The 13693-nt window shown below is 34.9% G+C and carries 13 protein-coding genes, 1 pseudogene and 1 riboswitch; of the genes and pseudogenes, 8 read left to right on the forward strand and 6 right to left on the reverse strand.

Translation table 11 applies throughout. From position 1 onward, the window contains the following. Window positions 1-79: 79 nt before the first annotated feature. A complete protein-coding gene (locus tag C568_RS0102940) occupies window positions 80-991 on the reverse strand; it encodes a DMT family transporter (protein WP_018780754.1) in 912 nt (303 codons plus the stop codon). 127 nt (window positions 992-1118) lie between these two features. Between C568_RS0102940 and pdxR the strand changes: the two genes are divergently transcribed. After that, on the forward strand, window positions 1119-2561 hold the full coding sequence (pdxR, locus tag C568_RS0102945; protein ID WP_018780755.1) for a MocR-like pyridoxine biosynthesis transcription factor PdxR: 1443 nt from the start codon (window positions 1119-1121) through the stop codon (window positions 2559-2561). A 396-nt stretch (window positions 2562-2957) separates the two neighbouring features. On the opposite strand, the gene C568_RS0102950 is transcribed toward pdxR, so the two are convergent. The 4 genes from C568_RS0102950 to C568_RS0102965 form a co-directional block, all read right to left on the reverse strand. Further along, complete coding sequence (locus C568_RS0102950; protein ID WP_018780756.1) at window positions 2958-3839, reverse strand: DMT family transporter; 882 nt, start codon at window positions 3837-3839, stop codon at window positions 2958-2960. 322 nt (window positions 3840-4161) lie between these two features. Beyond that, entirely contained in the window at window positions 4162-4899 is a 738-nt protein-coding gene (locus C568_RS0102955; RefSeq protein WP_003198232.1) for a metallophosphoesterase family protein, read from the reverse strand. Between the two features lie 14 nt (window positions 4900-4913). Then, window positions 4914-5855 carry an aminoglycoside phosphotransferase family protein gene (locus tag C568_RS0102960; protein ID WP_018780757.1) on the reverse strand — a complete coding sequence of 314 codons (942 nt, stop codon included), beginning with the start codon at window positions 5853-5855 and terminating at the stop codon, window positions 4914-4916. A 14-nt stretch (window positions 5856-5869) separates the two neighbouring features. Continuing rightward, entirely contained in the window at window positions 5870-6673 is an 804-nt protein-coding gene (locus C568_RS0102965) for a VOC family protein (RefSeq protein WP_018780758.1), read from the reverse strand. A gap of 210 nt (window positions 6674-6883) precedes the next feature. On the opposite strand from C568_RS0102965, the gene C568_RS0102970 reads away from it, so the two are divergent. The 4 genes from C568_RS0102970 to C568_RS0102985 all read left to right on the forward strand — a co-directional run bounded on the left by C568_RS0102970 (window position 6884) and on the right by C568_RS0102985 (window position 10965). After that, window positions 6884-7783: a sulfite exporter TauE/SafE family protein gene (locus C568_RS0102970; RefSeq protein WP_018780759.1), complete on the forward strand. Its 900-nt coding sequence runs from the start codon at window positions 6884-6886 to the stop codon at window positions 7781-7783. 359 nt (window positions 7784-8142) lie between these two features. After that, window positions 8143-8335, forward strand: a riboswitch (Lysine riboswitch). A 112-nt stretch (window positions 8336-8447) separates the two neighbouring features. Beyond that, window positions 8448-9911, forward strand: a complete 1464-nt coding sequence (locus C568_RS0102975) for an amino acid permease (protein WP_018767512.1) — start codon at window positions 8448-8450, stop codon at window positions 9909-9911. A gap of 141 nt (window positions 9912-10052) precedes the next feature. Beyond that, window positions 10053-10562 carry a GNAT family N-acetyltransferase gene (locus C568_RS0102980; protein ID WP_018780760.1) on the forward strand — a complete coding sequence of 170 codons (510 nt, stop codon included), beginning with the start codon at window positions 10053-10055 and terminating at the stop codon, window positions 10560-10562. 97 nt (window positions 10563-10659) lie between these two features. Further along, window positions 10660-10965 (forward strand): iron-sulfur cluster biosynthesis family protein, encoded by a 306-nt coding sequence (locus tag C568_RS0102985; RefSeq protein ID WP_018780761.1) that lies wholly within the window; start codon window positions 10660-10662, stop codon window positions 10963-10965. Between the two features lie 148 nt (window positions 10966-11113). Here C568_RS0102985 and ycaC read toward each other — a convergent pair whose 3' ends face one another. Then, complete coding sequence (ycaC, locus tag C568_RS0102990; protein ID WP_018780762.1) at window positions 11114-11749, reverse strand: isochorismate family cysteine hydrolase YcaC; 636 nt, start codon at window positions 11747-11749, stop codon at window positions 11114-11116. Window positions 11750-12348: 599 nt separating this feature from the next. On the opposite strand from ycaC, the gene pssA reads away from it, so the two are divergent. From pssA to C568_RS0103000, 3 genes and pseudogenes are all read left to right on the forward strand, one after another. Next, entirely contained in the window at window positions 12349-12840 is a 492-nt protein-coding gene (gene pssA, locus C568_RS0102995; protein ID WP_018767515.1) for a CDP-diacylglycerol--serine O-phosphatidyltransferase, read from the forward strand. Window positions 12841-12866: 26 nt separating this feature from the next. Beyond that, window positions 12867-12981 (forward strand): annotated as a pseudogene (locus tag C568_RS36375) (Tn3 family transposase); the annotation flags it as partial. Window positions 12982-13155: 174 nt separating this feature from the next. After that, window positions 13156-13356: a DUF1657 domain-containing protein gene (locus C568_RS0103000; RefSeq protein WP_006095189.1), complete on the forward strand. Its 201-nt coding sequence runs from the start codon at window positions 13156-13158 to the stop codon at window positions 13354-13356. The last annotated feature ends 337 nt before the right edge of the window (window positions 13357-13693 follow it).

The following is a 13693-nucleotide window of genomic DNA, read 5'->3' on the forward strand; positions in this document are numbered from 1 at the left end:
AAAACAATGGGCAGTGAAACAAACGCTATCTTTACAAAAATAAAAATGACCTCTTTCATAGAAAGAGGTCATTTTTACATTAACTTACTTTTTTCAAATTGAAAGCGGGCTTTTTTACCGCTCCTTTTTTCACAACGTACAAACCAATAAATATAACAAGTCCGCCAAGCAATTGCATCGTATTTATTCTTTCTCCAATTGTTACTGCGGCAAAAATGACAGCAAACAACGGGACAAGATACATATAGACCATTACTTTTGTAGAGCCAATTTTGCTAATACCAACATACCACATCGCAAGTCCAAAGACTGTTGCAAAGAGGATTGAATAACCTAATGAACCCCAGCTTAACGTATCTGTCGGCCATGTTAGTGTATTTACGTTGAATATACAATATACGACAAGTGGCACAATGCCAATTAATGTAGACCAAGATGTTACTCGCATTGCCGAATATTTTGTAATAAGTGGCTGTGCAAGAATTGGATACCAACCCCAAGCAATCGCAGCAACTAATCCAATTAGATTTCCAAGCCAAGCATACTCATATGTAGATTGATTCGTATGCCCTGTTAATAAAACAAGTGCTGCGCCGCTAAAGGATAATAAAGAACCGATTTGAATCTTCATCGAAAAACGTTCTTGTTTGTGTAACACTGCTAAAATCCCTGTAAAAATAGGTGACATCGCAATTAATAGTGACGCATTTGTTGCTGATGTATATTTTACAGATAACATAAATAATGTTTGATACAATGTTGTTCCAACTATCCCAACTACTAATAATCTTAACCAATCTTTTCTCTCAATTCGTAGCGATCGTTCCATAAAAAATGTAATCAATAATAATACCGGAGATGCAACTAAAAATCGTAAACTATTAAATTGAATGGATGACATATACGCCACTCCATATTTTCCAATTGTATAATTCGCTCCCCATACTAAAGCAACTGATATTAGGAGCCATTCCATTTGCCATCGTTTCATCCGAATCTCCCCTTCCACTACCTTAGCATAGTAAAATTGGCTGGATACCACACCGTCCAATTGGCTGTTTTTTTACCCAGCCAATTTGTTATAATGAAACTAGATAAAGAATAAGGGGACGTTATAAATGGAATGGAAGTTAGATAATGACAGCAAGATTCCGATTTATCAACAAGTTGTTGATTTTATTGAAAGACGTATTATGTACGGAGAGCTTCCTCCTGGTAGTTTTCTCCCTTCGGAACGAAAATTAGCAATCCAACTGAATGTAAACAGAAGTACCGTTACAACTGCTTATAATGAACTGCGTGCTATGGGAATTGTGGACAGCACAACTGGAAGAGGTACACGTGTAAGTACACATATGTGGGGCGTTTCTCCAACATTAACACCGAACTGGAGAGGATTCGTAGAAGGTGGTACTTTTTTACCGAATTTACCACTACTTCGACATATTCGAGAGCAAGTCCAGCAAAATGAAAATATAATTGATTTCGCAAATGGAGAACTTGGTTGTAACCTGTTTCCCCATGAACAGTTACAAAGCATTTTACGTGAGCAACCTTTAACGCAATCACTTAGCTATGATCATCCACTAGGCTATCTACCATTAAGACAAGCGGCAGCGAAATATATGAGAGATTATCTAAAAATTGAAGCAACAGAACAATCGATTATGATTACTTCTGGGGCACAACAAGCGCTTCATCTTATCGTTCAATGCTTATTAAACCCAGGTGATGCAGTTGCTTTTGAAAGCCCCTCACATTGCTATTCATTACCCCTCTTCCAATCAGCGGGGATTCGTATTTTCCCGTTACCTGTTGATGAACATGGAGTGAATCCTGAAGATGTGCATGAACTATATCGAAAGCACCGAATTAAAATGATTTTTTTAAATCCAAATTTCCAAAACCCAACAGGTACGATGCTTCATCCAAATCGAAGAAAAAAACTTTTATCGTTATGCGCAGACCTACGTATTCCAATCGTTGAGGATGATCCATCTAGTTTATTAACATTAGAAAATAAACAGCCTTGCCCTACTTTAAAATCCATTGATGAAAATGGAACCGTCATCTATGTGCATTCACTATCCAAAATGATTGCACCTGGCCTTCGCATTGGTTGGCTTGTTGCTCCACAGTCAGTAGTAGAACGGTTATCAGATGCACGGCATCAAATGGAATTAGGACTGAGTATATTTCCTCAATGGCTCATGCAGCAATTTTTTGAAACTGTTCCATTTGATACGCATATAACGCAATTACGCAATCAGTTAGCACAAAAAAGAGATGTCATTGTCGATGCCCTAAATTATTATCTTCAAGATAAGATTTCTTTTTCAAATCCTAATGGCGGGATTTACATATGGGGAAAATTAAAGGAGCCTATTAACGAAAAACAGCTTATAATGCAAAGTTTAAAACAGCAAGTAGCCTTTATGCCTGGCAGTATTTTTGGAGCAAAAGATGGCTATATTCGGTTATCGTATGGGAAAGTACATATCAATCAAATAGAGGACGGAATTTCTCGTTTACATACCGCCATTGAATTTTGTCAAAAATAAAAAAACATTTTTCATGGAGCATTAACGCTCCATGAAAAATGCTTTAGACTACGGAAACAAGTATGAAACTATAACAAATAACTGTGGACTGAAAAGGTGCTTTCTAGACGTGAAAACACCTTTTTGTTACTATAATCAAATGTGATTTACTTAAAGTTTTTATTTTTAGAAATTCATAAGCACATTTTTTTCAAAAATAGTCCACCTCAATTAGATATTTACAAAACATTAAGAAATTTTATCGTTGATTTTTATTACTATAAAAATTATACCATATTTGCTACAAACACTAACTATTAGCATAAAACTACTTATCAAAAGTAAATCTGATTTATATGAGCTAAAATGATATAAATGAATATTCTCAACTTGAACGTATTATAAAAAACATCTATCCTATATTTTTTTATAATTTGTTTTTAATAAACTTTTAAAATCTAGTTCGGCGATTACTACACTTAATAATATAAGAGTTGCACCTAAATAACCTTTAGCTGTGAGAGTTTCACCTGTGAAAACGAAAGCAAAACCCGCTGAAAAAACAGGTTCTAATGAAAAAATAAGACCTGTATGTGTAGGACTCGTATATTGCTGTGCAATGATTTGAACAATGAAAGCCATTGCTGTACAAAATATGCTTAATACTAAGATTGAAAACCATGATTCAACAGTACTAGGAAGTTTAGGATTTTCCATAAACATTGAGAAAATACTACTAAATAGACCGACAAAACCAAGTTGTAAAACTCCAAGGCTAATTGAATTAACCTGCTTCGTTATTGTTCCAGTAATAATGATATGGACTGCATAAAATAGAGCACATAAAATACATAATATATCGCCATAACCTATTTTTAATTGGCTATTTAACGTTAATAACCCTATCCCTACTATTGTTAAAACAACTCCCAATATAACTTTTTTTTCAGGTCTTTGTTTTAAAAAGATAGATGATAATACTGGAATAAATATCACTGTAAGACTCATTAAAAAACCAGCATTAGAAACCGATGTATACTTTGTACCAAAAGTCGCAAAAATATAAACTATAAACAAGATAACAGCTAATATAAAAGCATATTTAATAGTTCTAAAATCAATTTTGATTAAATGCTTATAAAACACTATACCTGACAAAAGAAAAGCAATAATAAAACGTAATGAGATTAAATTATATTCTTGCATGTAATTGAGGCCAACTTTTGTAAGTAAGATGGATGCCCCCCAAAAAAATGTAACCAATAGTAACATTAAATCCGCCTTTAATTGTATTTTCATCTCTATTCCCTCGTTAGTTTTTAACTTTTAGCATATTTCATCATTTATTAAGGTTACTATACACCTTTTGAATACAGACATGAGCTGCCAACCTAAGGATTTTTAACCATGCCTATTTGGAGAAAAATCATTGTATCTAATGATTTCGCTATTTCTAATTCTCTCTATTTAGAAGTTATAATTACTTTCCCAATCATTTATCTAACTTTTTATTTTAAATATTCGAAATAATTATTTTAGAATATTCCCTCCCCTATAGTTAATATTTTTAAGTATTTATACAGAACTGTATGTTGATTTATCGAATATATTTTGTCTAATTCTACTTTAATCCCCGATACTTAGCTGTCGTCAATTCTTGTATGTACGCATCAATCTCAGGCATTTCTTCTTCTCTAGCCAATCGGATCGCAAGCTCTATATCATAAGGAACTCTTACAAGTTGAATTGAGAAACTTGCTGCCTCTTTTTGGCCATATACACCTTCAAAAATCAAATAAGAGGCTTGCGTAATCTCAAGTGGGTTACCCACACTTCCTGCATTACACAAAGTTTTCCCACGAAAATTTTGCACATAAGCTTGATGAATATCTCCGTAGCAAACGACATCCGGTTTCCTTTCACCTTCAATGTTTTCTGTAAGATTACTATTTTCAAATAAACTAACACGTTGTTCCATTGGAGCTCCGGGCTGAACTCTTTCATATAGGCTTCTAGGTGATGCATGGAACATTCTAATTAGTTTCCCACTCATTATAAATTCAATTGAAAATGGTAATTCCCTTAAATAATTCCGCTGCTGTTCTGATAATTGTTTTTGATGCCATTGTAATGTTTCGAAATCACTAGGCTTTGTAATAAAATCATCCCAATTTCCCATTACAACATGCTCACATTCTTTCCGAATAATCTCAATTGCTTCACTAGAATGTGGTCCTTTCCCTACTAGATCACCTAAGCACACAATACGTTCTATCCCTTTTAATTTGATGTCTTTAAGAACTGCTTCTAAAGCAGGAATATTACCATGAATATCTGAAATAACCGCTATTTTATCCAAATCAACACCCCCAACTATTCTATATTTATTATATCTTTATTAAAAGATTTATACCAATTTGGCATATAAGAAGTAAAATCATTCTGATCGTCTACAATCCGCTTCAACCTCCCCTTCATTCCATCTAATAAATTTGGTGTTACTTTATGTGCCCAAACAATATCTGCTGGAAAAATCATCGCTGCATACAGTGAATATAGTTTCCAAAAATGAAGTGACGGCTCCCCATCACAATACCCATGGACTTGTCCAACAGCAAATGGTTCACTTATATCAATTGTAAACAAGGCCGTTTTATAAAAATCATGAATGGGATCCCCAAAATCAAACCTCGCAAAATCGATTACTGAACGAAATTCATTATGATGAATCATAATATTTGCTGGGTGAAAATCATCATGCAGAAACACAGTAGGACGATTTCGCAATAAATTCTTATGATTTTCTACAAAGGTTAACACCGATTGCAAGTCAATAAAATCCACCTCGTATTCCACTAATAATTGCAAATATCTCTCGTATTTATTCCATCGAGCTGTTTCCCAAGATTCTTCTACATACTTTTTCTTCACTGTATGAATTGTCTTTAAGACTTCTCCCGCCCTTTTTCCAGCCAAATATTGCTCTTTCTCAGTCAACTTTCCAAGTATATCTTCACCATCTTCTCCGTTAACCCATTCAAATACTTGTACACATTGATTTAATCTAACAAGCCTTATAAAATGAACTGGTTTTGGTATCGGTATACCTAATGATTCAAAATGACGCGTATATTCATATTCTTCGCGCTTACGTTCACTAGTTGACATATCACACACTTTAATAAAATAGCGTTCATCATTTTCTAATTCAATTTTATATTTTTTATCAAATGAAAAACCTTTTGGAATCAAAGTACATTTTACTATACGAGGCCAATCCAATTGTTGTTCTAACTCCCTTAGCACCTCTTCCACATAGACCACTCCAATTAATATATGTATACATTCCCTAAAATTTGTTGTTTTTTCTTCTGTGTATTTGCTCCTTGAAATTCAGCCGCAAAAGGAAGTTCTCCATATTTTAACAAACATTCTTGCACGAACCCTTCACCAATAGGTTCACAAAACTGCACATTTACATTTTCAAGCAATACACTTTGACAAAGCGCATTCCATTCTTGATGAATTTCAGGTAAAGTCACTTGTACTTTGAGTATCTCTTTCCATCTTTCTACTGTTGCACGTGCATTTTTCACAGCATAATATATTGTCTGAATTTCTTTTACCTCGTTGCTATGCGGGACAATGACGCCCACTTCTTGTAAATCGAATCTCCTACTCTCATCAGATTCTTCCCACTGTATAAAGAAAGGTAATTTCGGTCCACTATCTTCCTGTTCCACAAATAACATTTTCCATTCGATAAGATGACCGTCATTTCTCATTCGTTTTCCTTCAAACGGCCCTTTAACTTGTAACCCTTTTTCCATGAACCTTACCGCAAGTTCTTCAATATGATCTGTACGAAGAGCAATTTGCAGCATTCCTTCTCTATCTCGTAATTTCTCTACAGTTTCCTGAACAAGTGGATTATCCGCTTGTTTCGCTGTATCTTCATGTTGCACTGCTAAAAATTCAATATAAGATAAGTCAAAATAACATAAACTATTCCATGTCCCCCAGTTTGTATGTTCTCCGCCCTGTACCGTATGAAATCCAAGCTCCTCCATTCGCTTTTTTGCTTCCTTTGGTGTGCACCTAACGGTATGAACGAGATGATCAAATGCTAACATAATTTTCCCCTCCCTTTATTTACATCCTTTTATTATATAACTGTTCTGTTATTTCAATCAATTCAAAAAACTTTTAAAACCTAGTTGCTTTATGAGATTAATATGCATTATAATAATAAAAAATTAACGTTAAGCTGATTGGAAAAACCAAAGGCTCTTTTCTCACTCGAGAAAAGAGCCTTTTTATTTATTATTACAGGGGGATTTTATATGCAAAAATTAATTGTCTTTGCTATTATTGGTTTTTTTGCTCAACTGATTGATGGGGCACTTGGAATGGCTTACGGAGTAACGTCTTCCTCATTATTATTAATGTTTGGCATTGCACCTGCTGTCGCTTCCGCATCTGTTCATTTAGCTGAAGTTGTTACCACTGCAGCTTCTGGCTTATCTCATATTCGATTTGGAAACGTTGATAAATACACTGTTTCCAGACTAACATTACCAGGTGCAATTGGTGCTTTTATTGGTGCTTGTTTTTTAAGCAATTTACCGGGTGATTTAATTAAACCGTACATTTCTATCTTTTTATTTACTTTAGGTGTCTATATTTTATTACGATTTATTATTCAAAAACAAATTGTCCAATCAAATAAACGTATGTCTGGTAAGCAACTTATACCACTCGGGTTGTTTGCGGGATTTGTTGATTCAACTGGTGGAGGTGGCTGGGGACCTATCACTACACCAGTACTTCTCGCACGTGGAAATGAAGCAAGAAAAGTCATTGGTTCCGTTGATACGAGTGAGTTTCCTGTCTCATTAGCTGCAACTATTGGATTTTTCATTTCATTAGGCTGGGAACAAGTAAGCTGGTTTTGGGTATTTGCTCTTATGCTCGGCGGCATTATCGCCGCACCAATCGCTGCATGGTTAGTACGAATTGTACCTTCACATTTACTTGGTGTACTCGTTGGTGGACTGATTATTTTTACAAATATCCGGACACTGCTTACATCATTTAAAGTGGATCCAACAATTATTAACCTTTCCTATATTGCAGTGGGTCTTGTCGTTATCATTGCACTTTTCATTTCGGTTAGAAATCACTCCCAGCTTACAAAACAAAACGTTGGATATACGACTGGACAAAAACGAGTTTTGCCTTAAAACAGAACTAATTATAAAGTGGTGTGAAATACTATGGTAAGCAAATGATAAGTTTGCTTACCTTTTTTAATCTCTTTAGCACTCTTTATTTTGCTTATAATCAATGTCGAATTTATTTTTTCTGAATTTTCTTTTAATTTTAGAGGATTTTCCATATCTTTTTGCGAAACATTTGTATAACAATTTTTTCTTCATTTTTTTACATATCAAGTAGGTTCGGGTGGAATTTTGAAACGTTTCCTATACAATAACCGATTTTTTTTGATATTTTCCTACAAAAATTCCTTGCAATATTTTCAGAAACTAATTACAATTGCCATATATTAAAAATCACAGCAATAAATAAATCCTCATCAATCCGATGAGGTAGAGGTTGCGGCTTTTATTAGTAGAACGGATTAGACACAGAGAATGTCAATGACTCCGTTTGAAAGGAAATGCTGCCGAAGTTTGTATTTCTTCTCTGGAAGTACGAGCTGGGGCTGTCTCCAAACAGGAACAGAACTGTCACGTTTACAAAGTACCGTGTAAACGTGGGGTGCTATCTTAACGGAAGGGTATGATGGGGTGGTTATTTGTGAAACGTTCCGCCAAATTCCTTTGGCGGTTTTTTGTATTTTTCTCCCCGTTCCTTCCTAATCTTACAAGAAAAGGAGTGTTGAACATGAATAGCGCAACGAATCAAGCTACCTCTACAAAACAATCTACACAAGGACAAGGTGAATTAAGACGCGGGTTAAAATCTCGTCACCTTACGATGATTTCTCTCGGCGGTACAATCGGTACCGGACTATTTCTTGCAAGTGGTGGTGTCATTCACACAGCAGGGCCTGGCGGAGCTCTCATCGCATATGCGGCAATCGGAATTATGGTTTACTTCTTAATGACAAGTTTAGCTGAATTAGCAGCTTACATGCCTGTCACTGGATCTTTTAGCACATACGCGACAAAATTTGTCGATCCATCACTTGGATTTGCACTCGGCTGGAATTATTGGTATAACTGGGCAATTACCATTGCCGCTGAACTTGCAGCCGTAACATTAATTATGAAGTTTTGGTTCCCAAATACACCTTCCCTTATTTGGAGTGGCCTTTGTTTAGTCATTATGTTTCTTTTAAATTACTTATCTGTTAAAGGGTTTGGTGAAGCGGAATATTGGTTCGCACTTATTAAAGTAGCTACTGTTATTATCTTTTTAATCGTTGGATTTATGATGATTTTTGGTATTATGGGTGGCGAACCTGTTGGATTTAAAAACTTTACTGTTGCAGATGCACCATTTAACGGTGGTATTATGGCAATTATCGGTGTATTTATGGCTGCTGGTTTTTCATTCCAAGGAACTGAATTATTAGGTGTAGCTGCTGGTGAAACTGCCGATCCAGAGCGTAGCATTCCAAAAGCAATTCGCTCAATCTTTTGGCGTATTCTATTATTCTACATCTTTGCAATACTTGTTATCGGTTTATTAATTCCGTATACAACTGAAAGTCTTGCAGCTAGCGATGTAACAGTAAGTCCATTTACACTTGTATTTGAAAAAGCAGGAGTTGCATTTGCCGCTTCTGTTATGAACGCAGTTATTTTAACTGCAGTTTTATCTGCTGGTAACTCAGGTATGTACGCATCAGCTCGTATGCTTTGGGATTTAGCAAGACAAGGAAAAGCACCAAAATTTTTAGGTAAATTAAATAGCCGCGGCGTACCTGTTAACGCGTTAATCGCAACTTCAGTAGTTGGCTGTGCCGCTTTCCTAGCTTCCTTATTTGGCGACGGTGTTGTATATATTTGGTTATTAAATGCATCTGGAATGTCCGGATTTATTGCATGGGTCGGAATTGCTATTAGTCATTATCGTTTCCGTAAAGCATATATTGCACAAGGAAAAGATTTAAATGATTTACCGTATAAAGCCAAATGGTTCCCATTTGGTCCAATCTTCGCATTTGCACTTTGTGTCATTGTCATTTTAGGACAAAATTACGGAGCATTTATAGGTGAGTCTATCGATTGGAATGGTGTACTTGTTTCCTATATCGGCTTACCTCTCTTCCTTGCGATGTGGTTAGGATATAAATTTACAAAGAAAACAAAAGTAATTCCTCTTGATAAATGTGAACTTTAAGTGATAAAAGGCCAGCAAACATCAATCATGTTTGCTGACCTTTTTTATTGGAATGAATCCTTCACATTCAAAGGATATGTTTTCTTTATGTCGAATGGTTTACTGCTATAGAGGAATTATTAAAAAAAGGGTGGAATTAAAATGAACGTCGCGTTAGAAATTGTCTCCACAGAACAACTTAAAATATTAAAGAATTTTTATGCTCTATATTTACATGATTTATCCGAATTCTCCCCTACCCTTCATCCAAATGAAAATGGATTTTTTGAATTTGATGCTTTTGAACTTATTTGTAACCGAGATGAGCTTTCTCCTTATTTCATTACATATGAAGAAAAATATATCGGGTTTCTTCTATTCGCGAAACCACCATTCACAGCACCTGAAACAGACTGCTGCATTAACGATCTTTTCATATTAAAAGCGTACCGCGGAAAAAGGATAGCAGATCAAGCAATTTTAGAACTTTTAAAACAGCACAAAGGAGCCTATTATGTAATGCAATTAAAAAACAATAAAACAGCGGTGAACTTTTGGAAAAAGTTCTACCAAAAGAATGAGATAAAGTATCAAGAAGTTGAGAAAATAAGTGATGACGAGTTATGCTTAACACAAACATTTACGGTTCCATCCTTACTTTTCAAATCGTAATCCCTATACGTTTATCATTCATTGAAACCCTTTACTTCCCTATTTCTAATGTTTTTGCAATAATAGAATAAGAACTATAAACAAAGGTTGGGATTCCATGAACATTCGCGTAACTGATGAGGCAAAAGCCGTATTACATAAATTAAACGCAAATAACAAAAACATCGTACGTATTAGAGGTACAATGACAAATTCTTGTAGTATATTTGTTGATGTTGATTTAATTTTCGATGAGTATAATCCAAATGAAATCGCTTATGAAGATGAGCAACTTATTATTCAAATGGATGATTTTACAAAAGACTATATAGGAAATACATTAAAGCTTGATTATAAAATGACAGGTTTTAGTATTACGACTCCTAGCGAAACACTTGTATATGGATTATCAGTTAAAAAATGAAGAATGCCCTTGTTTCTTGACTGAAGCAAGGGCATTCTTTATTTTTATCAAGCCTAATAGGGGTCACCATACATCACCATCAAGTTAAGAAATTGGTTGCTCCCCAAAACGAAAAAAATGAAACAGTACAACTATTAATTAAGTCATTTTACTTGCTAAGCTCTCTTTGAGCTCTCATATAGCTTTCCATGATATTTTGATAACTAGGAAGATGTTTAGCAAGTAAAGCTCCAAAACCTTCAACGTCATTTCGCCAGTCACGATGTAATTCTGCTGCAACGCTAAACCAGTTCATTAATTGGATTCCTCCATGAGCCATACGCATAAGGGCAGCATCTGCAACTTGTTTACTAAAAGTCCCTGATGCATCAGTTACAACGAATACCTCATATCCTGCGTTTACAGCAGATAGTGCTGGGAACGCAACACAAACATCAGTAACAACCCCTGCAATAATTAGTTGCTTTTTACCTGTTGCTTCGATGGCTTTAACAAATTCTTCATTGTCCCATGCATTAATTTGTCCAGGCCGAGCTATTTTTGGCGCATCAGGAAAGAGCTCAACCAATTCATGCATTAGTGGGCCGTTCGGTCCGCTTTCAAAGCTTGTTGTTAAAATAACTGGTAAATCAAAAAACTTAGCGGTATTAGCAAGAGCCAAAACATTGTTCTTAAATTCATCAACACCATAATCACGCACTAGGCTGGAAATAAGACCAGTTTGATGATCCACTAGAAGAACAGCGGCATCATTTTTGGAAAGACGAGAATAGAGATCAGACATTTTTATAGTCCTCCTTAAACTAATGTAATAGAAGAAAGTTCATATATCGGTAAATTCTTCTTAAATCTCATTCGCTTGTTACAATCATTTTCCTTTTATTGTTAAGTAATTGATTTATTTCTCAATAAAATGACCATCGATCGTTTAGATAATGAGTTATATCCATTGGAAAAGGTACCTTGCAGCAGGAGGTACCTTTTCTTTGTTTACACTAAAATAATTTCATGCATCATAATTACAATATAATCAAAATTACTTTTAATAAGGGGATTACTGCATTCTATATTCATAAACTGAGAACCTTACATCAAATTACACTTTTCAAGTTTTCACCTCTCTCCCCTTTCCCCTTTTCTATTTTAGAGCCTGTTTTGATCAATCTTTTTTCAAAAACAGGCTTTTTATATTAGGTAAATCAACAGTAATAGACTTACCCATGATCAAACATTTTTATAAACCAACATAACGTACAGGAAATCGGCCTTTCTCTTGTCGGAATTTACTTAGCGTACAGTGGTCATATATTTTTAAGAATAACGGAAGAATATATAGAAAATGCTACATAAATGTGAAGTTTGATCAACTTAGGGGGGACCACCTTGTTCAATCAGATAGTAAAAGCTGTACCCAATTTATTTACGATCGGAAATTTATTGTGCGGTGTTTTTTCAATTACCATGAATATGAGTGACTATTTGGAAGTAGCCTCCATTTTCATTTTCTTTTCAGCTGTTTTAGATCTTCTTGATGGAAGGATTGCGAGAAAATTAAAAGTGAACAGTGAGTTTGGCGTAGAATTGGATTCCTTAGCTGATATTGTTAGTTTCGGAGTTGCTCCTGCACTTTTATTTCATTCGATAGCAACACCATCTATTTTAACTTCTTTGGCATTTATCCTTTTCCCAACGATGGGTGCTTTAAGATTAGCTAAATTTAGTGTTAAACCAACCATTGGATATTTTAAGGGATTACCTATTCCAGCTGCTGGATTACCATTGGCTGGTATGGGATTGTTTTTATATAGCAATGCATGGATTACATTAATCCTCGCTCTCTTAATGGTAAGTCCAATTAGATTTAAAAAACTTTAATTGGGGTCCCGCCCATCGCCATCAATACTTTATGGAATATCGTTTATTTGAGTAAGACTATAGAAGTATTAAAGAGTAAGTATGATTTCAATGAGGAATTGCTAGAACATATTTCACCACTTGGGATGGGAGCATATAAACGGTTCTGTTGCAAAGTTACCCAAAACATAGAGAATCTAGGGTTGTATCGTTAAATGGTTATGCAACCATTAATAATTCCTGTAATTCGTTATACACCAAAAATTGGAAATCGTACTATGATAACAAAATAGGCATTCTATATTTTGAAGTACATTTACAAGGAAGAAATACTACATGACAGTAAGCACTAAACTTAAACAAACTATCGCTGGATTAAAGAGTGCTCAAGCATGCCTAGAAGGATTTGTTCTTGATACTGATAACCAGGAAGCAAAACAATTATATAAAGGTGCAGCACAACAAACGCAAGAAATTATTGAATCTTTAAATCCTCGTCTTCAGCAAATTGAACAAGAAGAGCCTCAGTACAAGTAATAACATAATACCTTTCACATAGAATATCGTCCAAATGGAAGAGCGCTCAGCTTAGATAACGATTATCAAAATGATGATTACAATTAAAGGGTTTCACCACATCACTATCAAGATAAGAAAAGCAAGTGTCCCAAAACAAAAAAATGTACATTTTTTCGTTTTGGGTGTGTTATAAAATTCTTAAGTTGATGGATGTGTGGCGGTACCCCATGCCAATCAAGCTAAAGCGAAATTGTATCCATAATACGAAAAACACCTCCATTAAAATCATAACTGATACTTACGATTTAGAGAGGTGTTTTTTATTGTCTCTTTCTCAGGGGGCACTCCAATAGGA

This window comes from Bacillus sp. 95MFCvi2.1 (genome assembly GCF_000374965.1).
GTDB lineage: Bacteria > Bacillota > Bacilli > Bacillales > Bacillaceae_G > Bacillus_A > Bacillus_A pseudomycoides.